Source organism: Leptolyngbya sp. CCY15150 (assembly GCF_016888135.1).
Classification (GTDB): domain Bacteria; phylum Cyanobacteriota; class Cyanobacteriia; order RECH01; family RECH01; genus RECH01.
In genome coordinates this window covers 30,250-52,658 of record NZ_JACSWB010000120.1, presented here as the reverse complement: position 1 = coordinate 52,658, position 22,409 = coordinate 30,250, and the positions used below count along the sequence as shown (strand labels likewise).

The following is a 22,409-nucleotide window of genomic DNA, read 5'->3' as shown; positions in this document are numbered from 1 at the left end:
CACAATGGTTTAACGTCCTATCTATAGTCTATAGGCAATAATGATGTTATAATCACCATTATTGGCATTAATTTATGACTGGATCATCATAGTACTGATGAAACCTACACCCTGGCAAGATATGGAATTTCGACATTTAGACTATGCGATCGCTGTCAAGCGCCACCAAGGATTTATGCAGGCAGCGATCGCGTTAGGCATTGATCAAGGCTTTTTAAGTAAACAAATCCAACGATTAGAAACCAGGCTAGGATTTACATTATTTGATCGTACTCATCGTCCTTTGAGGGTGACAGAGGCTGGAAAAAGCTTTTTAATAAAGGCTGAACAGATTATCGAGCAGACAGAGAAAGCCGTTGAGCGGTCTCAAGATATCCAGGCTGGTAAGCAAGGACGACTGGAGGTAGGCATCAATACATCCATTGCCAATAGTCGGCTATCCGATATTATTCAGGCTTTCCATCAACAGTTTCCCAAGGTCAATTTGGTTCTGCATGAACTGGCTTCGTATCATCAAATTGAGCAACTACGCAACCGTCAGATTGATGTAGGTTTTTTCCATAAACATACCTTACACAACCTAACCGATGAAGAGCGTACCATGTTTGCAACGATTCCAATTCTCCATGAACCTTTAGTCGTTGTCTTACCTCAGCATCATCGTCTAGCCAAGCAGGCCAAGATTTCTCTTGCCCAACTCAGCGGCGATCGCTTTGTATTGCCACCCCATACCCAAATGTATGGACTGCGGGATCAGATTGATCAACTCTGTCTAAAAGCAAACTGCAAGCCGAACGTTGTGCAAGAGGCGGCTTGGATTACCACGGTTCTGAGCTTAGTGGCTGGAGGACTAGGTGTCTCGCTGCTGCCTGCCAACGTCAACTATCTACAGCGGGCTGGAGTTGTTTACCGCGATATCCAGGAAACATCTCCTCTACTAGAAATTGTTGCTGTTAGGTACATTAACCACACCTCTATCCTATTGGAGAATTTTCTCAACACATTAACAGATTGCTAAGATCAAATCCGGCTAGATGCGCTGTTCATTCAATGCGGTAGCAGTACCCAGATGTCTGTAGCCCCCTTGGTAAGGGGGCAGCGAAGCGGGGAGGATCAAAGGCAGGATGTCCCTTCAACCGGACTTGGTCTCAGGCTACAGCCAATGGACTAACCGTTGCTCTGCAACTACGAAAATACCGTAGAGCACTGTGCCCATGACCGCCAAAGCTAGCAGCGACAGAAAGGCTAAGGGAACATTAAAGTTGGAACTCGCCGTCAGAATGACGTAGCCAATACCGCCATTAGATGCTACGGTTTCAGCAATCACTGAGCCGATAAACGCCTGAGAAATCGCTACTTTCAGAGACGCAAATAGATAAGGTAGGGTGTGGGGAAATCCCACTTTCTGAAAGATTTCAAAGCGGCTTGCACCCAGAGAAACCAGAACATCCTGCATTTCTGTCTCCACCGTAGCTAAGCCGATCGCTACGTTGACTGCAATTGGGAAAAAAGCCAGCAGAAATGCTGTCAAAACGGCTGGGATTGTACCAATACCAAACCAAATGGACATCAGGGGCACCAAGGCCACCTTAGGAATCGTATTAAACCCAATTAGCAGTGGATAAAGGGTCATATTGGCGAGTTTGGAGTAGCCAATGGAAAAACCTAGTACCACTCCCAAGCATAAAGCTGCCACAAAACCACATAGGGTGGTAAAGAGAGTAATCCAGGCATTTTTGGCAACGACAGCACCCCACGGAGTAATTTGCCCTAAAATCACCGATGGCGCAGGCAAGATAAATGTTGGGATCGAGAATAGACGAGTGACTAGCTCCCAAACCACAAATAGAAGCACTGTGGTAACGGACGGCAGCACATAAACAGCATGTTTTGATTTGAGAAACGTTGATAGAGTGATGCGCGATTGGGGTGGATTAAGATATTCTGCACGAGACATAGAACTAGATCCTGGGATTGCTAAGGTGTGTGGTACTGAATTCAATCTATGAAGGATAAGCTAGAGCACTATGATCATCATGAATGACAATGCTCGTCTATCCAAAAACAGCGATCGCGTATATTGCCAGAATGAGTTAGTTGCGATGAATATGCTGACGCAGTTGGGAATACATGTGATGGAATTCGTCAGAGAAACACATCTCCAGCGATCGCGGTCGAGGTAAATTAACGGAGAGCTTCAGCACAATCCGACTAGGGCGAGGGCCCATCACATAGACGGTATCCGACAAAAATAGAGCTTCTCGCAGATCATGGGTAACTAGAACACTCGTACATTGGGTACGCTCCCACAAACGCTGCAACATATCCCACATCTCTTCGCGGGTGAAGGCATCCAGCGCGGCGAAGGGTTCATCGAGCAACAAAATTTCGGGCTGATGGATCAGGGCGCGGCAAAGCGAGGCTCGTTGTCGCATTCCACCGGATAGTTGCCAAGGGTAATGGGTTTGAAAATCGCGCAGGCCGACCGTGGCTAATAACTCCTGCGCCATGCTGATATAGTGCGATCGCTGCTGACGAAGTTTGTGCTTATGAGGTTGGACAATTTCCAAGGGCAACAATACATTTTTAATCGTGTTGCGCCAAGGCAACAGCACTGGGTTCTGGAAGGCGATGCCCACATTTTTGAGCGGCTTGGTAATGGGCTCTCCCCGAAAGCAGACGGTTCCTTGATGGGCAGGATTGAGCCCTGAAATCATACGCAGCAGCGATGTTTTACCACAGCCGCTAGGCCCAACAATCGACACAAATTCTGATTGCTGAATGGTTAACGAGACCTCCTCCATCACCACCATCGGGCGATCGCGCGTCGTGTAGTTGAGGCCCACATCAATAAACTCAAGCACTGATTCAGTGTCGATAGCCGTCGAGGAGGAGAGGTAAGCAGAGTCAGCCATAGGTATTGGATTGCCAAGTGCGTGGTCTATGATCATCATTGGAAGCATGAACCATAGTCCAGAACATCAGATCTAACATGGATACTCATTGCTAGCACTAGACAAGAGCCACATGGGCGAATGGGCGGTCGCTCACACAGCAGTTCTGGGATTCATTGCAACCTTGCAGGCAAGGGACACGACCCTCGCTCGGTTTTCAATCATTCTTACCAGACTCATGGGACGTGATTTTGCTAGCATGGATACAATTTGTCGGCGATCGCCCACCATGAAAACAGCATTGAGACCGTTCCGCTATACGCTAGAGACTTGCAGCCTGTCGCCATGCATCATCGAGTTGTGATGAACATCTCCCAGCTTAATGGGCTTAGACCCACCGCACGTCAGACCATGATTCTAGGTCTGAAGATCCTGCTGGCGATCGCCCTGTGGGCTGTGACCCTGACATGGGCCGCTCCTGCTACAGCTCTGACTTGTCGGATGGTGCATGATCAAGAAATTTGCATTCTTGATATCCGGCGCAGCGCCAAGTATTACTGGGAGTATCGCGCTACGGTTCGCATCAACGGCAATCCTCCCGTCCGAGATGTCTATAACTGTCGCGATCGCACCAGACGCCGGGAAGATGGATCCATAGTTCCCTTTGCTTAGCATGGCGCAGGAGACTATATTTGTCGCCTCATTCACCATGCATAATGCTTGATTGCTGGATCGGCACTGATGGATCAGGGTATGAACCACTAGCTAGAGCGTCTGCCATGCCATGCAACATGTTGTGCAATCAGACTGCTATTCAGCACTACCAGGTAAAAGAGAGATGATAGACGTAGTGCTGATCGTTGTCTGCCTAGCTCTTATCTCATGAATAGCATACTGTGCGTGGCATAGAGAAATCATGTTCCTTAGCGATCATGGCAATATGCTGAGCGATCTTACCGCCGCCTTGAACCGATGGTTCGATGGGCGAGAGGCTTGAATAATCGCCCAAATCATCACACACCAATCGTAAATCAATCAACGGTAGACCAAAAGCGATCGCCTGTCGAGTAATGCAGTCGTTAAATAATGGAAGTATGGTTTGAGCAAACAGTGTAAATAGGGTATCAGATTGAGGACTTTGGTCATAAACAGTGCATAGCGTCACCGGTTTTTGGTGAGCCAAGACCTGGTGCAACATGCTTTGATAGTCGTGATGAAACTGATGCTTCATGACCAGAATTTTCTCAAGTACATCAGGAAAGCTCATCGTTTCACTATACAACTTCCAGCCAAAGCCTAGAACATCATTGCCCCCAGTACTAATAAATAGATGAGTTGCATCCTCTGGAAGTTTTTGAAGCTGATGGGCAATGCCATTAATGTAGCTACCATCAAGCGCTAGCAGAGTGGCGCGATCGCCTGCTTCAGTAAGATGCTGTTGCACCTGATCGATCACCGACCAGGAGCTGGGAACATACATAGCATTATCGAAAATGGAATCCCCAAGTAAAACAATATGTGTCATGGTCGTTGATCAATAAAGGGGTAAGACGTGGCAGCGCGATCGCAGCAGCGAGTCCATCGCAGTTCACTCGTAGCGTCAATCTATGGTCAGCCGCACCCAAGGTTCATGAGGAGGCGATCGCCTGTTCATAGATTCAGAGTACCCAATTTGATCCCAATAACACTAAGCTTGATCAGCAAAACTAGGGCATGGTGCTGAGCATTCATACCCTAGATAGTTCAGGTAACGCGGTGTTGAACCGCTGCCTAGGAGCGCCGCCGCGATCGCGCCACTTTCATGAGAATGCCACCAAAAGCGATCGTACCGAAGATTGTTGCTGGTTCTGGGGCCGGTTCTGGCCCAATCACTACTGAGCCATCAAGACGTTCTCTGTCGAATTTAAGCTGAATGCAGAAAGATTGAGCCTCCCCACTGTTATTACACATGTATGGAATGGGATCTTTATCCTGTTGTTGACAAACACTATTCTCACTAGCCTCGCCTGTGCAAACGGTGCGACCCCGTATCACAACGCTGTTAACACCTAATTGACCATTTTCTCCCTGCCGCAGGCGATCACCCAAAAGTTCAGCGTAGTCTTCAAATCTCAAGTTACCACCCGGGTTGAAAGCACCAGGGAGTTGGATGTTATCGACTAGAACCTCGAACTGTTCACCGGGAGGGTTTTCTCCAGGTATGATCGCTCTTCCCATTATACCGCAAGGAAAACTAAGAATTTCTGTAATCAAACTGCCACCCCCTACACTTATTTGGTAGCGTTCGTAGGGCGGTGGATCGTACCATGCGTTGCTAATGGGATTGTCAATATATTTAGTATCCCCTTCAATACGAGTAGGCTGAAGTGCGTAGCGTTGTCCTGGCATCACTGGGCAGTCTTCAAATAGTTGTGTGAATGGGGGCTCGGGCTCTGGTTCCGGTTCTGGCTCTGGTTCTGGTTCAGACGGATCAGAAAAGACGCCTGGCAAAGAAATTCCGTCATTGAGGCATTCGTGGAGAATGGTTGCAATAAAATCACCAACAAAGCCTGGGGGGCGATCGAAGCTGAATCCGATGATGTGCTCTCCTTCTTGAAAGAAGTTATTGATGTCAAAGCCTTGAGCTTCCAGTTCTTCCCTGGTGTGCATGGTCACATCTCCAACGCGATCGCCTGATTCGATAATGTTAGGCATCGGCACCCCAGAGACAAGCAACGGTTGAGAATACCGACCAAAGTAGGGAGAGTTCCAAGGCAGTGAACCCATCCAGGTGTCTTGCCCGCCTAGGCTTCGAACGAAGCTGTTATAGCCCGCTAAGTTGCTAAATCCAGAATGAGCGGGCCCTACATCAATCCCCGATACATTTTCGTAGACGCCGATACTGATATTTTCAACTCCAACTGCATCAATATTTCTTAAGAACCGCACTCCAAATAAGTTTCTTTGTGTATGAGCCGTTTGGTAGCCTTGCTGATCATTGAAGTCGAAGAATAAATCACCCCACATGACGCTACCTCCCGGAACGTCCTCGTTGTCGGTTTCGCCTGGGAAAAATATCTCAGTGTCTGGACGTCCCTCCACGGGTAGATTTGAATTGAGTGCGACCCAAATCCTGTTGTTTTCTAGATCTTCATGGATAGCCATGCCGTAGATCTCGTAGACTGTGTTGCCCACAGTGCGCACACCATTGATGCTTGCATAGCTATCATCGGGCGCATCGATCGCATACATCCAGCCATCTCGAAGAATGGAAGCATCAGCGGGGGAAGCGATCGCCCCCAGCCCACCAAGAACAAAAATGCTGGACAGAAGACACTGGCGTGCCAAGTTAAGAACTGAAGTTGTAATCATTGTAGATGCACCCTGAGCGAAAACAAATGTAGGACTCCGACGATGAATCCTAAAAGAACTGTCAAGTCTTGTAGCGCAGCTTAATGGTTTTGACCAAGGCTAAACTTTAGCATTGATGTGCCGAAGAGCTGTACGAGGAACAAGTTGTAAGACTTATGTATAGTTAAGATCTATTTACCTATACTGCCTGAATAACTCTATAGAAACTAGTGTAAATACGTGCTCTTGACAAGTAACTTTGATGAGCTTCATGAAAATTTCACATAACCTTGAAGATTAGTTAGATTTCTCTGGCCACGGAAAAATAGGTATCTATTGCCTGATTCCGCTCTCCGATTAAGGAGCAGTTGTAAATTTCATGGTGGTGGCTGCATAAAAATTGAAGATTTGGGTCGAATGATAAATAGCGGTGGTCAGCCTGTTCAGTTCAGAACAGGGAAGATGATGGTCATAACGTCATCTGAGCACGCTGGGTAGGTCGCTCTCAGGGCGAGGGCGATCGCTGCTTTGCTGTGGAAGTATGGCAAACAGCGATCGCGGTCGGTTAAGCGTTAATACCTTACTTGTAGAGTCTAGGAGGCACTAGGGCACCATCTATGGAAGCATTCGATCCAGGGCAGCAGGATCAAGAGCTAGAGCGGTTAGCGATCGCTGCTCAGCAGGCTACCTCACCGCGAGAGCGGCAAAAGCATCTAGGGTATCTGACCGAAATAATCCTGCGGTCAAATCGACTTTATCGAGCCCACCAAGCTCGATTTCGTTATCGCTATGATGAGATTTATGAAGAAGCTCGACAAGATTTGTTGCTCTATGTCACTCAAAACATTGAGAAATATGATCCTACGAGAGCATCGGTGATGGGTTGGCTCAATATGTTGATGCAGCGTCGGTTTATATTTGATGCCAGCCAGAAAATTTTAGGGAAGCTAGACCTAGAGCAAGGAGACTTTAGCGACCTAAATGACTATCAATTGCCCCGCCCCACAGCCCACAGCTTGTCGGAACTGGTGACGCGCTACCTCAATGAAGATCCTGATAACTTGTTGCAAGAACATGTTGATAGTTTTTCTCAGGCTACCTTTCAAGCGATCGCTCTACGATATTGCAATAAAGTGTCTTGGCAGGAGATGTCAGTAGAATTCGGGATTCCCGTTCCAACCCTAAGTAGTTTCTATCAACGGCGTCTCAAGCGCCTGCGGCATGATATTCGAGAATACATTCAACAACATTCCCATCTTTAGTGCGAGATTCAACTACTATGATCCGTAATTCTCACCTCCTAGAATTAGATACTAATGCCCATGAGTTAGCGCGAGTGGCTGCCCAGGTGCATGGCGATCGCCCCTTAGTTGCTCAGCAGGTCTATATTAATACCCTCTGTGTTTGCGCAGTCTATGATTATTTGAGTCAAGAGGGGTATACAATTGATCTGCTCAATCGAGATAGTGCTGATCCAGTTCTTCAAGCTATGATGAATGTGGCAGATTTACGGATCCCTCAAGTTGGTTCCGTGGAATGTCGCCCGGTCTGGAGCGGCGATACCATCCTCTCAATCCCCGAAGAGGTTTGGAGCGATCGCTCTGGATATCTAGCCGTCCAGCTTTCCCCCAAGCCGGATGAGAATTTAGCAGAGCCATTGCCCCTGGCCTCCCTGCGATCCATCCGTACAGCCGTGATGCTGGGCTTTACCCCCGTGCCCACCGCAGCGATCGCCCTCACGGATCTAGACCCCCTAGATTCACTGCTCAGACACATCGAGGCAGCGCAAAGGCCTGTCCACTTGCCATTCCCCGTGCGTGAGGGTGTGGTGTCACTTATGCAATGGTTTCAGGACGTTTATGACGATACCTGGCAATCTGTAGCCCAGTTGCTCGATCGATCGGATGCGGAACTTGCCCTCAACTTCCGTAGCCGAGTTATGACGTTGCCTTCAACCCTGGTAGCGCCGCCTCAGCGGGTAGAGCGAGGTAAATACATCACCTTTACGCCGCCGATGCATTCTCCTATCCAGGTGATTGTTGTCATGGGTATTATCACAGATACCCTGTCTGATCTGGATATTTGTATTGAAATACACCCCGGCTTACAGCAGACCTATTTGCCCCCAGAGCTAGCATTGACAGTGCTGAATGCTAGTCAAGATCCGGTCATGCATGTTAAGGCATCCGATGATAATGATCTGATGGTTCTCACCTTCAGTGCAGAACAGGGTGAATGCTTTAAGATACAAATTCATCTCGGATCGGAGTGTTATGAGGAGCAATTTCAGCTTTAATAAGAAGGGGCGGTCTTAGGCTAAGTTACCTATAGAGCGCTGGATGATCTGAATGGGGTGAATCATGGGCAAACGAGTGGTTCTCGATTTTGATGAGATCCCAAACCACGGGTGGCGGGTTAGTCTAGAAATTGGCAATGAAAAAGAACCTACTGAGATTCGGGTGGTTCAGGAACTGCCATTAAATCCTGCTCTATTGCACTCCTTAGAGGACTGGCAAACCATCTATTGTGCCTTAGATTTACCAAGTCGAATTAAGCCCAAACAGATTTACACTGGCTCTATCCACCGGCGCTTAGATCACTGTCGGGCGGCAGCAACACAGGTAAGTGATGGGTTAACCGCTTGGCTCCGGTCAGAGTCATTCTCACTCATCAATGAACGATTGCGGGAAGTACTGTCGTTGGATGATGAAATTCGGGTGCTCATTCGCACCAATCGTCCAGAACTGCAGAAGTTACCCTGGCATCAATGGAATTTTTTTGAGAACTATCGCTATGCAGAGTATGCCCTAAGTCAGCCGAATGCAGAACGGGTGCGATCGCAGCCCTCTCAGTCTGAGAAAGATGCGGTGCAGGTGTTAGTGATTTTGGGTGATTCGACGGGGATTGATATCGAAAGCGATCGCCAACAGTTTGAGCAGTTGCGTGAGTCGGGGGCGGCGGTGACGTTTCTGCCAGAGCCGACGCGAGCGAAACTAAACGCCTCGCTGTGGCAGCAGCCGTGGGATATTCTATGCTTTTCAGGCCATAGTAAAACCCAGGGGCAAACGGGGCGGATGTTTATCAACCAAACTGAAAGCATCACGGTGGAGGAGCTGCGCTATGGCCTGCGGCAGGCGATCGCTCGGGGGCTACAGCTTGCGATCTTCAATTCCTGTGATGGTCTTGGTCTAGCCTATGATCTGGCAGAACTGCACATTCCTCAGATGATCGTGATGCGGGCTCCGGTGCCGGATTCGGTGGCACAGATGTTCCTGCGGTCATTTTTAACCGAGTATGCCCAAGGGCGATCGCTTTATTTGGCAGAGCGGGCGGCGCGGGAGCAGCTACAGGCATTGGAACATCAGTTTCCCTGTGCGAGCTGGCTGCCGGTGATTTTTCAAAATGCGGCGGTGATGCCCCCTACCTGGAGCGATTTACAGGGGCATACGGGAGGACGGATGGCCGGGCAAATCTGGGATGTGCAGCCGCCGCCGGTGGCAAAACCAAGGGAGCGATCGCGCTTGACTTGGGCAGCGGTGCGCCGAGTGGTGGTGGCGAGTATTATCGTGACCAGTTTGGTGGTAGGGGTGCGATCGCTGGGCGCGCTGCAACCGGCAGAACTCCATGCCTACGATCGCCTGATGCAACTCCGCCCCGCTGAACCGCCAGACGATCGCATTTTAATCGTCACAATTGATGAAGACGATCGCCAATATCAACTTGATAGGAACTGGACACTACAAGGTTCTCTTGCAGATGAAGCTTGGATAAGATTAATTCAGACAATTCAACCTTATCAGCCTAATGTCTTAGGCATTGGGTTGTTGCGAGATCAGGTTAATCATCCAGACCTAATTGATGCCCTGGAATCATTAGATGATTGGATAGCGATATGTACAATCTCGTCCTACGATACACCAAGTGAAGCTTTCTTGCCCGGCGTAGTGATCAATAGTATGAACCTAGGTTTTTCTAACTTAATTGTTGATGACGACATAAAGAACACGGTTCGCCGCTATGTTATTAGCCAGGAAGGTGAGCCAAAATGTGATACAAACGTTTCATTTGGCGCTTTGATAGCTAATTTGTATTTATCAAAATATGAAGGCTCTGATCATAATGGAAGACCAGTTGAAGAATTGAAGCTCAGCTATATGGATTATGATTCAGGTGGTTATCAATTGTCTCGGGATAATCAAGGACGTCAGCAAATTCTTCTCAACTATCGTTCATCAAATCCGCCAACTATTTCACTCCGACGTTTGCTGAATGGTAGTTTAGAGGAAAAACTATCTGATCTAGTCAGCAATCGCATTGTTTTAATTAGTAGTGGTGTAGGAGAATATAAGTTCTTTACGCCGTTCTATGATGGCATGAAATCACCATTGACCATTCAGGCTCATGCCATTAGTCAACTCATCAGTGCAGCTATAGATAAACGTCCCTTGATTCGCTGGTGGCCAGTGTGGCTGGAAACTATTTGGATCTGGATTTGGGCAGTTATAGGTGGACTTTTGGTTTTAGTTGTGCGATCGCCCCAGTCTTTGATTGTGATATTTAGCTTGGTTCAACTCGCCCTCTTCAGTTGCTGCTATATGCTGTTTTGTTTGGGATGGTGGGTTCCTTTGATCCCTGCCGGTTTGGTGTTGGGGGCTACAAGTTTGCATATTGTGTTAGGACACAGCCGAGAAATGACTAGCCATTGATGGCATAGTTATTTCAAAGGTTGTTTGTTATGTCGAAGCTAGAATTGTCTGTGGGTATTGCAGTTGGAGTATTGCTATCTACTATATGGAGTATGCCTAACTGGAAACAACCTATGAGCAGACATCAACTCAACACTCTAACCTCTAAAATGCTTAAAAGTTCTGATGGACAAGAACATCTGAGTGAATTTACGCCAATTCATTCACCTCAAAAATTACAATCTTCTAATCTATCATTACTGATGTTCGGTCATGATGACGATCAAAATACCTCTAGACAATTGATGTTAGACCATGATGCTCATTGTGGTGGTGGTAGTAGAAACGGAACGGAGGTTATCTTCCAAAATTGAAGTTAGGGATCTTTCCTTTCTATCTTGCTTGAAGTCTATGTTTCGTTGTTGCCAAAGATTCAGACATGCGAAAACAAACAAGTTTGACCAGCTTAATGCTCAGTGTTTTGTGTTCTATTGGATGGTTGGTGCCAAGTTATGCTGGCACTACATCATCTATGCAAGTCATAAATACGCGAACTAAAACTATCTCTGATTTAGGCGATTCTGACCCACCACCAAGGACTCTACCTGGAACAGAGCGTCTTCCCTGCTTAACTGAGATTATCCTGATTACACCCCGATCGCTTCCCTTGGACTTTGATTCTGAGGAGTGTATGGCCGAGCCAATAGATCCTGTCCAAACTGCAGCGACGACGCCAAGTTTATGGTTCTATGTCCCAGACCAGTATGCTGGCATGTACGAATTTGAGTTAACCCTGTCTCAGAACGGTCAGCGGGTGGATACCCTGTTCCTCGATCCGGTTTGTGCGGCGGGATTGATGGAGGTGCCCATTACCACGGCGTTGCCGGAGGGCGATCGCATTCAGTGGGAACTGATGGTGATGGTGGAGCGCTTTGCGGGGCGATCGGGGAATCCTCGGGTGACTGGGGACATCCAGCGGAGCAGTACGCCCACCTGGTACGACCAACTGCAATCCCTTGATCCAGAGGGCTGGGATACGGTATTGACCGAGGCGGGGCTGGGGGCGATCGCTCCCCAAACCCCAACGACCTTCTGCCCGCTAGAGGCAACCTTCTAGAGCCAGTTGCCCACGAGAACAAACGGGGCCCAGTGGAAGGGTTTGATCTGGTCTCCTTCCTGCATCAACGCTACTTGGGCCCGGCGCAGGGCCTCTGCTTTGGAGGGGCTTTGCGCCAATTCTTGGTAGAAGCGCGCCATCAGTCGGGCCGTGGTGGCATCATTGACCACCCACAGGGTTGCTAGCGTACTGCGCGCCCCAGACTGTACTGCCATCCCCGCTAAGCCCAGGGCCGCTTGGGGATTACCATCCGCGGTTTTGCATGCACTTAGCACCAACAGTTCGATGGCTTGAGGTAAGGATTGATCGCGGGCGGCTAGGATCTGGCTGAGGTCAGGTAAGGAAATTCTAGTATCCCAGGCTAAGATAAACGTATCGTTGAGGTCATCGCTAAACTCACCGTGGGTCGCTAAGTGAACAATGGCGGCGGGAACTGATTCTACTCCATTGGCTAAGGCAGCCTTCGTAAATGCCTCGTTGCGCAGAATGTTGGCTTGGGTGTAGGTGGCGATCGCTTCCAGTTCTTCATCTACGGCTGGGAGGGCCTTAAAGCCGGACAAGGCCTCCGTAATGCCTGCGGTTAGGGTAGTGACTGGATTGAGATCCGGTTGCCCCGGTGGCAGGAGCGCCAGACCTGGGTTGATAGCCACCGCATAGCCCTTTTCGATTAGAAACTGGTTGCCATCGTAGAGCGCCGCCACGGGCAGTTGCCGCAATTCTTCATCGAGGACAAAGACCAGGGTAGAAATGTCGGCCGGTTGTAAGGCCGCTTCGTAGGGTGCCACCAGCCAGGTATAGAGCTGTTGGGATAGGTCGTAGCCGCTACGTTGAACATTACGATATTCAAAATCAAAGGAGGTTTTCTCTAGAGCTGCGCGAAAGTGATTGAGGGTGGTGGTTACGGTCTGCCGATCGACGGCTACGGCATAGTGCTGGAGGGCTTCGCTGTTGGGTAGTTTGAGAATTAACTCAAGGCGATCGCTGAGTAGGATGGTGTAGACAAATGCCGTATGGGGAGCGGTTTGATCTACGAGGCGATCGATGGTGGATAGGTCGGTGGTGTTGCAGGACTGCCGCAGATAGTTTTCAATTTGCAGCGTTTGCAGGGCGTCCATGGTCTCACGGGCCTGGCGTAGATCAGGATTGCTGGCATCGGGCTGGAGGAGCTGGGCTACGAGGGCGCGATACACGGGTTCCACCTGCCGCTGAAAGGAAAACTGAAGGTCGGCATTGGCCCAAACTAAGTCTCGGCGTAGGGTCTGCAGGGTATTGACCGCTGTTCCATAGGCCGCGATCGCCCCCTCGCGGTTGCCTTGCTGCAGGCGGAGATGACCCAACTGGGCCTGCCATTGGTAGCTCAGGTCTGAAAATCCATGGTCTTGAGCGATTTGTAGCGCCTGGGTCAGCGATCGCTCTGCGGCGGTACAGGCCCCCTGAGCTTGATACCAGTGACCTAGATATCCCAAAGCCCGAGACTGCGATCGCCCATCCTCCAGCGTTTGGGCACCCTGATAGGCTTGGGTGAGCAGTTGGGCAGGCAGGGCCTGATGACCGGGGTCTCCGGTACATCCTTCAGCAGGGTCGAGCTGCATCAACAGCCCGTGGGCTAAGGAAAGCTGCTGATCAATCGTAGTCCAGCGGGGTGGTTCGGCGAGTAGGGGACGGGCGATCGCCTCCGGATCCATCTCCAAGGGCTGACCGGCATAGGCCTGCAGGGTGACGAGGCGAATCTGGGCCTGGCGTTGGTGGGGCAAGTCTAGGGTAAATCCACCGCAGTCGTAGGGGCTGAGAATCTGCCGGTACTGGCCGAGGCTTTGCCGGAGTAACTGTTGGGCATCGTTAGAACGGCGAAGATTTTGGGCCCGGATATACTGACCGCGATACAGATCCCCCAGGCCCAGCAGCGCCTGACTTACCCATTCCGGCGATCGCGCCTCGCAGGCCGCATCTCGCCCTTGGATGAGTAGCTCCTCAGCTTCCTCCATCTGCGGAGCCACCACCTGTTCGACCTGACCCAGGCTAATCCAGCCCCTGGCCTGCAGGGCCGCGTCTTGCCCATCGAGGCTGGGGAGGAGGGCGTTAAGCTGCTCACGGGCCTGGCGATAGAAGCCGAGGGCCTGGAGGGACTGGGCTTGGTTGAGCTGGCTCTGAAGAGCCGCAGGGGGTTGAGCCATGGACTGATAGAGATCGGCGGACTCAGTCCAGGTATCAAGGGCAGCGCGGGGCTGGCCAGTTTCAAAATACTGCTGACCGAGGATATCCAGTCCCTGGGCCCGAGCTTGGGTTTGGCCTGGGGTAGACGGTAGGTCATCAAGACGGCGCAGGCTGGCCTGGATGGCCACATCAGCGGCCGTCCATTGACCCAGGGCCTGCAGGGCCCGGGCCTGGTTGCCGAGGGCGATCGCTTCCCTTAAGCCATCGTCCTGGAGATGGAAGGCCTCGGCGGCCTGTTCCCAAAGGGCGATCGCGGTTTCATACTCGTGGTCATAGTAGGCCTGTTCCGCCTGCTGCAGCCACTGGGCTGGATCCGAGGGCTGGGCCTGGAGGGGCCGGTGTAGCCCAATCGTTAGGACAAGGCTGGTCACCAGCAACGCAAGAGCAGAACGCCAGCGGCTGGGAAAAAATGTACGGTAAACCATAGGGTCGCTGTAGATGCAATGATTTGGCGAAACATGAGGGACTGATGATGGTAGGTCGATGATGGGGGGGGATGGGGATCTGCGCGGATCCTTAGTTCTGGGAAACCCAGCATTGAGCGCCGGCGGGGGATTGGAAGAGGGGAGCTGAGGCGCGATCGCTGGGTGGTGTTTCCTCCGAATTCTCCAAGTCGGGGAGGGTCATGAGGCCTACCTGGGGATTGAGCGTGCCGGGATGGAGCAGGTCGCTGGGTAGCCCGCCCTGGCCTAGGTTCTGAAACAAGCTCGTGGTGCGCGCCGGTTGGGATAGACCTTGCTGGGCACGGCAACCGGTGGCTAGGGCATCGTTGAGAAAGTCCTCCGGTAGATCCGCGGGTCGTAGGTTATCGCGGGTAATCACCTCCACGGTGCCGGGGGTGCCGGTGACGGCGATCGCTGTGAAGTCACTTTCCGGGGTGACAACGCCCTGAAATTGCCGGAAGCCAAAAATACCGCCACCCACCTGGGCCTGGATCAGCCCCCCCTGACCCGACTGGGCATCGGCGAGGACGTCGCTATTTTGGTCTAGGGTGGTCACAATGGAACCGCTGACATCAAAGCGAATATTGCCGCCCTGACCGCTGACGGTACGGGCCACGATGTCACTTGCCGACGCCATGCGAATCGAGCCATTGCCCAGGGTGATGTCAATGGTGCTGCCGCGACCGCTGATATTGGACGCATTGATATCACTGTTCTGCCTCATCCTTAGGTCATCCTGGCCGAGGGTGAGCTGGATATTTCCCCCAGTTCCGGAATCGGTGCGGGCCGTCAACTCGCTACGGCCCTGCAGTTGTAAGCCGCCCCGCTGTACCCGTAGGGTCACATTGCCGCCACTGCCGCTTAGGGTAGAGGCTTCGACGCGGGTCTGCTGCAACTGCACACCTTGGGTCATATCTAGCGTGATATTTCCACCGTTGCCGGTGGTGGTGGTGGCACTGAGGGAAGAGCGATCGCTCTCCCATCGATCAGCATCAATCGTCAAAGCCCCGGCGGATCCGTCATTGGCCGATACGGTGAGTGCTGCCTGGGAGAGATCGAGCTGGGATGTACGGATCTGGATCCCCCCTGCATCGCCGGAGCCTCTGGCCCGGGAAAAGATGCGGCTTTGGTCGAGGGTTAGCCGTTGCTGCGCCGTGAGCTGTACTGTCCCGGCCTGACTGTCTCGCGTGCCCGCCCTTAGCTCCGAGCGACCGGCAATGGTGATCTGGTTAGCCTGGAGGCTTAAATCGCCTGCCAGACCCGTACTCAAGGCTTCCACGGTCACCCGTCCGCCGTCTAGCACGTTCACCACCTGTGCCCGAACATCAATCCCCCGGGCATTACCGCTACCCTCGGTGCTAAACCGCAGCGTGCCGTTTTGGATCTGTAGGGTATCCGTCGCCACCCGCAAAACGCCACCCTGACCCGCCCCTGCGGTAAAGGCAGACACCAGTCCTCCATCCTGGATCTGCAGGCGATCGCTCACAATCGATAGACGGCCCGCATTGCCGTCCCCTCGGGAATCAAGTAACACCTGGCTGCCATCGCCCTGCACCGTTACCTCATCGGCCCGCACCGTCACATTGCCGGCCCGGCCGCCCACCTCCGTTTGGGTTGACAAGGTTCCGCCCGATTCGATGAGCAACGTTCCCGTCGTCACGTCAACATTTCCCGATTGTCCCTGACTACCTAGGGTCGATTCCGTGAGAATGCGTCCGCCATTGCTGATCTCAATGCGATCGCTTTCTAGGCTTAAATCCCCTGCATTTCCGGTGCTGAATCGGGTTGACGATGAGATCGCGCTACCGCCTTCGTTCCCTGCCCCCGTGACGAGCACTTGCCCGGCACGAATATTGAGCTGTCCGGCATCGCCAGTGCCGCCGGTTTCCGTGGAAATATTGCTTCCATCCACGACCCGCAGGATGTCGGTTTGAATATTGATCCGTCCCGCATTGCCGCTAGAACCAGGACTCGCTACGGATTGAATCGCGCTAGGACTACCTATCCCTTCGCCTGAAACCTCTAGAACTCGCGTCTGAAACGTAAGGTCACCGGCATTGCCGCTAAGGTTGCTTGGGGAGAAAATACCGCCACCGTCTCGAATCAGCAGCCGATCGGCCTGCAAAGAGAGGTTTGCTCCATCTCCTGCCCCTTCCGTCCCCAGGAAAAAGCCCATGGGGAGGACGCGGTTAGGATTCCCAAGAATCCGTACTTGATCCATATTTTGGAGTTGAATCTGTCCGCCTCCCCCTGTGGATAGATGGCGCAGTGAGATTTGGGCATCGTTGCGTAAGGTAAGAGATCCTCCCCGAATGAGGATCTCCCCGCCTTGACCGGCCCCGTTGCTGTTGGCAAAAATAGAGGCCCGAGACAAATCCATAGACGTGCCAATGTTAAAGGTGACCCGCCCGGCATTGCCCAAGGCCGCATTGTCTGTGTTCACAAAAATGCCGGTGCTTCTCTGGTCTACGCGATCTATGCTGCCGATCATCGAGACGCGGTCGGCGTTGAACGTCACATCACCGCCCTGCCCTCGGCCAAACGCAACCGCTTCAATGCGTCCCAGTTGGCTAAATGTAATTTGATCACCATTGAGAACAATCGTGCCGCCTGCCCCACGCCCCAGGCTACTGCCCTGAATGGAAGACTGGTCGCTTAAGGAAATGCGATCGCCTGTCAAGCTTACCTGCCCGCCCGCTCCTCGGTTGTAAGCGTTAACTTGAATTGAGGCTTGATCGCTTAAGGAAATGCGATCGCCTGTCAAGCTTACCTGCCCGCCTGCCCCTTGGTTACGAGCATTAACTTGAATCAAGGCCTCGTCGCTTAAGGAAATGCGATCGCCCCTCAAGGTCACCGTTGCACCCGTCCCAAAACCATTGGTATCTCCCACAATGCGAGACTGGTCGTTTAAGGAAATGCGATCGCCCTGCAGTTGAATCGTTGCGCCATTGCCAGCTCCCGTGGTAATCGCTTCGATCGCAGCATTTTGACTCAGACGGATACGGTTGGCCTGTAGGTCGATGGTGCTGCCTGCCCCATTACCGCTGGCACCACCAAACAGAGCCGCCTGATCTTGCAGGTTAATCTGATTCGCTCGAATACCAATACGGCCGCCTCCGGTATCACTCTCAGTGCTAGCCGAAATCTGACTGCTTCCTACTAGGGCAACAGTTTCGCCTCGGATCTGGATCTGACCAGCCGCCCCCGGCGCTTCTGTCCCATTACCCCGATTACTGCTTACCAAAATGCCACTGTCTTGCAGAGTGACTTGGTTGGCGTCAATGGTGACTTGTCCAGCATTGCCCGTACCAATGGTGCCAGATGCGATCGTTGACCCCTCAGTTAACGTTAGTTGTTCAGCCTCAACTGAAATTTGTCCGGCGTTGCCTCGTCCTGAGCTGGATGTGCTGAGGCGGGCAGCATTGGTCAGGGTGACGGTGGGTGCCGTGATTGAGATTTGGCCGGCCGCTCCTGCCCCGGAGGTGGCGGTATTGAGCAGGGTGCCATTGGCGAGCAGAACCGTGAGGGCATCAATCGAAATTTGCCCGGCCGCGCCGCGTCGTAAGGCTCCCGCATCTAGGCGGACGCCATCGGTGAGGGTAACCGTGGGGGCAGTGATCACAATTTGTCCACCCGCCCCTGCGCCTGAGGTACCTGTCAATACCCGCGTGCCATCAGCAAGAGTTACGGTGAGGGCATCCATCGAAATTTGACCACCCGCCCCGCTGCCTGAGGTGCCTGCATTCAACTGGGCACCATCGGTCACCGTCACGGTGGGGGCAACGAGGCTGATTTCTCCTCCTGTCCCGTCATTGAATCCTTGGACAGAAAGTTGAATGGGGTCACCCTCTGCCGTTTGTCCACCGATTGCGAGAGTATCCCCAGCCTCAAGACGCAGCGTGCCGCTAGCATTGTTGGCTGACTCGCTGGTGATCGTGGCTGCAACGGTGAGATTATCTTCAGCAAAAAGTGAAATGGGCACACCATTGCCATCGGGTAAATTGCCATTGATCCGACCCATAACGGTAAGATTATCGCGGGATTCCACCACTAATTGCCCACCATTGTCTTCATTAAATAAAGTAATGGGCCCATTCAGCCTGATATTGCCAGGATTCCCATTGGCTTGAAAGCGATTGGTGATCAGCACAACGCTATCGGGGGCAAGCATGGTCACCTCGCCTAGGATGATATCTGCTCGGCCATTTAAGTTATCTACAGTATTGCAGTCTATACAGACTTCTAATCCTGGGACTGCGCCTCCTAGAAACCCTTCTGGTAGCGGTATCGCGAAGCTATTAAGAAAATTTTGGACTTCTGCCTCATCCATTCCCGCGCGGAGATCCAGAGTGGGGGCAGTGCTGCCGTCAACTACCAGGGTGGTGCCATCAGCCAGGGGCACATTGGAATAGGGATTGGCAGCCGTGATCGCTTGGTTGGGCTGGGCTGCCCCGGTAATCTCCACTGTCTCAATGCGAATGCTGCCAGCGGCTAGGATATGAAGCGATCGCCCTATATAGGTTTCAAATGCCACATCCCTAAGACTTCCTAGGACTGGATCATCCGGGCTTTCCAGAATACCCAGCGATCCATCCAAGCGCTCCACCCGCAAGGGCCCGCCAGCGAAGAATCGCCCATCTCCCAGCACCGGCGCGGCAGACTGAAGGGTGAGGGCATCTCCTGCGGCCAAAATACTTTGGGGATCAGACAGGGCCTGAATCTGAATGCGATCGCGTCCTTGGATCAATAACGCTCCCCCAGCGATCGCCGTCACGGGAGCATCAAGCTGATCTGTAATCCATACCTGACGTTGACCGAGAAGGGTCAGATCCTGTTGCGTGACCAGTTGACTGCCCAGCAGCCGCAGGTCTTGCCCCGCAGATAGAATGGCTGTTTGGGCATTGACCCCCTGGATTTCTACATCCCCCGCCGCCACCGTTGGTAGATCCGTTAGCGGTATCAATCCCGAGGTAGTGATTAGATACGGAGAAGCCTGAGACCGAGGGGAAAGCCTTGGATCCACTGGCATCAAGGTGAGAGGTTGATCTAACTGAGACAAGGTCTGGGAGCGACTAGAGGGCGTGGCGATCGCGACGGTGCCCTGGGGAGCGATCAACTGTCCTGTGCTCACCACTCCTCCGCCTGCCAACACGAGATCCTGGGCTCCCTCTAGATTACCTAGGTTAAGAATTGCGGCTGGATCTGCGCCAAACTGCAGACCGATAGGAACTTCTAGGGTGAGCAGGGGCGGGGCTTGCGGCTGGCTGGCGCTAAAGGATAGATTAGGGCCAAAGACTAAGCGATCGGCGGTGGTGCCCACAAACGAACCGCGCAAGTCTAGCTGAGCACTGGGGCCAAAGATTAGACCATTGGGATTCATCAAAAATAAATTGGCATCCCCCAAAACACCGAGGGTTCCCAGAATCGTGGAGGCATTGGCACCGGTAACTCGCCCCACAATAGTATGAATGCCGCTGGGATTTGTGAAATAAACACGCTGGCGATCGCCTACGTTAAACTCTTGAAAGCTATGAAACAGATGTCGCCCCCGCTGGGCACCGCCTTCAATCTGATCGATGCGCCGACCATTCACATTCACCCGCTGATTTAGACGGCTGCGCTCTACCCCAAGGGACTCATCCGGCACAATCTGAGCGATCGCTGGAGAGCCAAACCCCGCGATCGCCAGCAGACTGATGGTATAGGTTATCCATAATCGGCTAGTCATGTCCATCATCCTCAATACTATAATCGCAACTTAAAAAGGCTGTGCAGTGATAGAAAACAAGAACCCGTTTTCCTGCCAGGTACGTTCTGACGACTGCACTGTGGTTAAAGGGGTTGCCCAATCGACACGTAGGGTAAAATTGGGCTGCTGCCACTGCAAACCCAGCCCAATAGAGGCTAAAGATGACTGTTCTAGGGAGCGATCGCCCTGATTCCACACCCACCCAGCCTCGATAAATGGACAAAGCTGCAGCACCGCCTGCCATTCCGGCACCCGCAGCACCGGCAGCCGTAATTCTGCCGCCGCTAAAGCACCATTATCTGCAATCACTGCATCCTGACGGTAGCCTCGCACCGTGTTAAATCCACCCAGGCTAAACTGTTCTACAGGTACAAGGGGCTGATCCGCAAGCTGCATCTCTCCACGCAAATAGAGTAATGTATCCGGCGCTAAGAGCTGTACCCACTGCGCCTGCCCCTGCCAACTGAAAAACTGACTGTCTGGTTCCGTATCATTGCGGCTCGCATCGAAGAGATCAACACCTAGATTAACTTGCGATCGCAAGGCCAACACACTGCGAGGACTGCGAGACGTCCATTCTTGGGAAAACCGTAGGGCAGATATGCGAAGACGTCCAGTACTGTCACTGCCTGGTGATAGGGCAATGCCGCTATCGTCTAATAAGCTGCGACTGCGATAGTGAGACAGCGCCAAACCCACTGCAAATTCCTGACGCGCTGACTGCCACAGCGGCTGCCGTAGACTGAGATCATAGGACTGAGATGAGGACTCGATATCTAACTCATTAAACGGCGGTTCAATAATGCGATTCGATGTCGTGCCAAATCGCAGCGAAAGTTCACCTCCCTGGGCATTGATCGGTACCCCGTAGGATAAGTCGATCACGTCGCTACCGTCTGTATTGCTGTAGCCCACCGAGAGGCGATCGCCCCCGCCCAAGAGATTGGCCTCCGTCAACACCGCGCCCCGCCGGAAACTACCGACACTGGGAGAGCGATCGTTGGCGCTCACCACGTCAAGGCTAAATGAATCGGCCTCGTTCACATCAATCGTTAGGGTGGTGGCTCCTGGCGTTACGCTGGGCACCAGCCTGGCATCAAAGGAGTCAATTAAGGGATTATTTTGCAGTCGTTGTAGTGCATCTAAAAGTCGTTCCTGATTCAGGGGTGCCGTCGTTCCTTGTGCCAAACGCGATCGCACATAGCTGGGTCGTAGCCGCTCAGTTCCAGTCACTACAATCTCATCAACCTGTCCCTCCACAACTTGTACGACCGCTATCCCGTCAGCCAACCGATCGGAGCGAATCACAGCACTGGAGGTAATATAGCCCTGCTCAACATAGAACCGAGTAATCGCTTGGGTCACCTCGATCAGGTCAAGATAACTGAGAACTTGCCCAGTATAGTTTTCTAGAAGAGCAGCTAATTCTGCATCGGTAAATTGTGTATTGCCCAAAAACTGAAATGACTGTACCACAAATGTGTCTGACGGTATGGCGTCTGGCTCGATAACATCTACCTCCGGAATATTCAGATCCACGGGACTTGGCAGCTCCGGCGAGAGATCAGGAATAGGGGTAAACGATGGCTGCTCCGGCACCAAATCTTGAGGTGGCGGTAGATCAGGGGTTGAACCTTGAGCGACTAATCGATCAGACCCAATCACCAGCGATCGCTCCTGTAAAACCGACCATTGATCTGATCGATCCTGATCCGCTCGATCCAGCATTTCAGCAGCAAGGACGCTGGTAGGCATCAACCCCCACAGGACTACTCCGCTGATAAAATACCTAACAAACCAGCGCCGGCCTGATCCTCGACATACTTGACATAGCATAACTAAGCTCAATATAAGGAACACCCTGCTTATAATGGGCGATCGCATATTTCAAGGCGATCGCGCCATGGAAAATAATGACACGGCCGTAGACCTTACCGCGTTTTACTCGATAGAGTCATGCGAGTTTATACGGAGACA

At 52.1% G+C, this 22,409-nt stretch carries 14 protein-coding genes; 7 read left to right on the top strand and 7 right to left on the bottom strand.

Features of this window, described 5'->3' with window-relative positions; translation table 11 throughout:
• Positions 1-97 precede the first annotated feature (97 nt).
• Positions 98-1,018 (top strand): LysR family transcriptional regulator, encoded by a 921-nt coding sequence (locus JUJ53_RS02235; protein WP_204150347.1) that lies wholly within the window; start codon positions 98-100, stop codon positions 1,016-1,018.
• Positions 1,019-1,153: 135 nt separating this feature from the next.
• On the opposite strand, the gene JUJ53_RS02230 is transcribed toward JUJ53_RS02235, so the two are convergent.
• Positions 1,154-1,957: an ABC transporter permease gene (locus tag JUJ53_RS02230; RefSeq protein WP_204150346.1), complete on the bottom strand. Its 804-nt coding sequence runs from the start codon at positions 1,955-1,957 to the stop codon at positions 1,154-1,156.
• 136 nt (positions 1,958-2,093) lie between these two features.
• Positions 2,094-2,915 (bottom strand): ABC transporter ATP-binding protein, encoded by an 822-nt coding sequence (locus tag JUJ53_RS02225; protein WP_204150345.1) that lies wholly within the window; start codon positions 2,913-2,915, stop codon positions 2,094-2,096.
• 324 nt (positions 2,916-3,239) lie between these two features.
• Between JUJ53_RS02225 and JUJ53_RS02220 the strand changes: the two genes are divergently transcribed.
• Positions 3,240-3,566 carry a hypothetical protein gene (locus JUJ53_RS02220; protein ID WP_204150344.1) on the top strand — a complete coding sequence of 109 codons (327 nt, stop codon included), beginning with the start codon at positions 3,240-3,242 and terminating at the stop codon, positions 3,564-3,566.
• A 208-nt stretch (positions 3,567-3,774) separates the two neighbouring features.
• On the opposite strand, the gene JUJ53_RS02215 is transcribed toward JUJ53_RS02220, so the two are convergent.
• Positions 3,775-4,419 (bottom strand): SGNH/GDSL hydrolase family protein, encoded by a 645-nt coding sequence (locus JUJ53_RS02215; protein WP_204150343.1) that lies wholly within the window; start codon positions 4,417-4,419, stop codon positions 3,775-3,777.
• Positions 4,420-4,664: 245 nt separating this feature from the next.
• Positions 4,665-6,125 carry an XDD3 family exosortase-dependent surface protein gene (locus JUJ53_RS02210; protein ID WP_204150342.1) on the bottom strand — a complete coding sequence of 487 codons (1,461 nt, stop codon included), beginning with the start codon at positions 6,123-6,125 and terminating at the stop codon, positions 4,665-4,667.
• A gap of 716 nt (positions 6,126-6,841) precedes the next feature.
• Between JUJ53_RS02210 and JUJ53_RS02205 the strand changes: the two genes are divergently transcribed.
• The 5 genes from JUJ53_RS02205 to JUJ53_RS02185 all read left to right on the top strand — a co-directional run bounded on the left by JUJ53_RS02205 (position 6,842) and on the right by JUJ53_RS02185 (position 12,026).
• Entirely contained in the window at positions 6,842-7,486 is a 645-nt protein-coding gene (locus JUJ53_RS02205; protein WP_204150341.1) for a hypothetical protein, read from the top strand.
• Positions 7,487-7,503: 17 nt separating this feature from the next.
• The gene (locus JUJ53_RS02200) at positions 7,504-8,520 is read left to right on the top strand and encodes a DUF1822 family protein (protein WP_204150340.1); all 1,017 of its coding nucleotides are present in this window, start codon (positions 7,504-7,506) and stop codon (positions 8,518-8,520) included.
• A gap of 64 nt (positions 8,521-8,584) precedes the next feature.
• Complete coding sequence (locus tag JUJ53_RS02195) at positions 8,585-10,930, top strand: CHASE2 domain-containing protein (RefSeq protein ID WP_204150339.1); 2,346 nt, start codon at positions 8,585-8,587, stop codon at positions 10,928-10,930.
• A 29-nt stretch (positions 10,931-10,959) separates the two neighbouring features.
• Positions 10,960-11,283, top strand: a complete 324-nt coding sequence (locus JUJ53_RS02190) for a hypothetical protein (protein WP_204150338.1) — start codon at positions 10,960-10,962, stop codon at positions 11,281-11,283.
• A 317-nt stretch (positions 11,284-11,600) separates the two neighbouring features.
• On the top strand, positions 11,601-12,026 hold the full coding sequence (locus tag JUJ53_RS02185) for a DUF928 domain-containing protein (RefSeq protein ID WP_204150337.1): 426 nt from the start codon (positions 11,601-11,603) through the stop codon (positions 12,024-12,026).
• On the opposite strand, the gene JUJ53_RS02180 is transcribed toward JUJ53_RS02185, so the two are convergent.
• The 3 genes from JUJ53_RS02180 to JUJ53_RS02170 form a co-directional block, all read right to left on the bottom strand.
• Complete coding sequence (locus JUJ53_RS02180; RefSeq protein WP_204150336.1) at positions 12,023-14,665, bottom strand: CHAT domain-containing protein; 2,643 nt, start codon at positions 14,663-14,665, stop codon at positions 12,023-12,025. The two genes, JUJ53_RS02185 and JUJ53_RS02180, sit on opposite strands and share 4 nt — an antisense overlap.
• Positions 14,666-14,756: 91 nt before the next feature.
• Positions 14,757-20,411 (bottom strand): filamentous hemagglutinin N-terminal domain-containing protein, encoded by a 5,655-nt coding sequence (locus tag JUJ53_RS02175; RefSeq protein ID WP_204150335.1) that lies wholly within the window; start codon positions 20,409-20,411, stop codon positions 14,757-14,759.
• A gap of 30 nt (positions 20,412-20,441) precedes the next feature.
• Entirely contained in the window at positions 20,442-22,187 is a 1,746-nt protein-coding gene (locus tag JUJ53_RS02170) for a ShlB/FhaC/HecB family hemolysin secretion/activation protein (RefSeq protein ID WP_204150334.1), read from the bottom strand.
• Positions 22,188-22,409 lie beyond the last annotated feature (222 nt).

Coding starts and splice junctions, on each gene's coding strand:
- JUJ53_RS02235 (WP_204150347.1), top strand. CDS start 98: ATGAAACCTACACCCTGGCAAGATATGGAATTTCGACATTTAGACTAT.
- JUJ53_RS02230 (WP_204150346.1), bottom strand. CDS start 1,957: ATGTCTCGTGCAGAATATCTTAATCCACCCCAATCGCGCATCACTCTA.
- JUJ53_RS02225 (WP_204150345.1), bottom strand. CDS start 2,915: ATGGCTGACTCTGCTTACCTCTCCTCCTCGACGGCTATCGACACTGAA.
- JUJ53_RS02220 (WP_204150344.1), top strand. CDS start 3,240: ATGCATCATCGAGTTGTGATGAACATCTCCCAGCTTAATGGGCTTAGA.
- JUJ53_RS02215 (WP_204150343.1), bottom strand. CDS start 4,419: ATGACACATATTGTTTTACTTGGGGATTCCATTTTCGATAATGCTATG.
- JUJ53_RS02210 (WP_204150342.1), bottom strand. CDS start 6,125: ATGTATGCGATCGATGCGCCCGATGATAGCTATGCAAGCATCAATGGT.
- JUJ53_RS02205 (WP_204150341.1), top strand. CDS start 6,842: ATGGAAGCATTCGATCCAGGGCAGCAGGATCAAGAGCTAGAGCGGTTA.
- JUJ53_RS02200 (WP_204150340.1), top strand. CDS start 7,504: ATGATCCGTAATTCTCACCTCCTAGAATTAGATACTAATGCCCATGAG.
- JUJ53_RS02195 (WP_204150339.1), top strand. CDS start 8,585: ATGGGCAAACGAGTGGTTCTCGATTTTGATGAGATCCCAAACCACGGG.
- JUJ53_RS02190 (WP_204150338.1), top strand. CDS start 10,960: ATGTCGAAGCTAGAATTGTCTGTGGGTATTGCAGTTGGAGTATTGCTA.
- JUJ53_RS02185 (WP_204150337.1), top strand. CDS start 11,601: ATGGCCGAGCCAATAGATCCTGTCCAAACTGCAGCGACGACGCCAAGT.
- JUJ53_RS02180 (WP_204150336.1), bottom strand. CDS start 14,665: ATGGTTTACCGTACATTTTTTCCCAGCCGCTGGCGTTCTGCTCTTGCG.
- JUJ53_RS02175 (WP_204150335.1), bottom strand. CDS start 20,411: ATGACTAGCCGATTATGGATAACCTATACCATCAGTCTGCTGGCGATC.
- JUJ53_RS02170 (WP_204150334.1), bottom strand. CDS start 22,187: ATGCCTACCAGCGTCCTTGCTGCTGAAATGCTGGATCGAGCGGATCAG.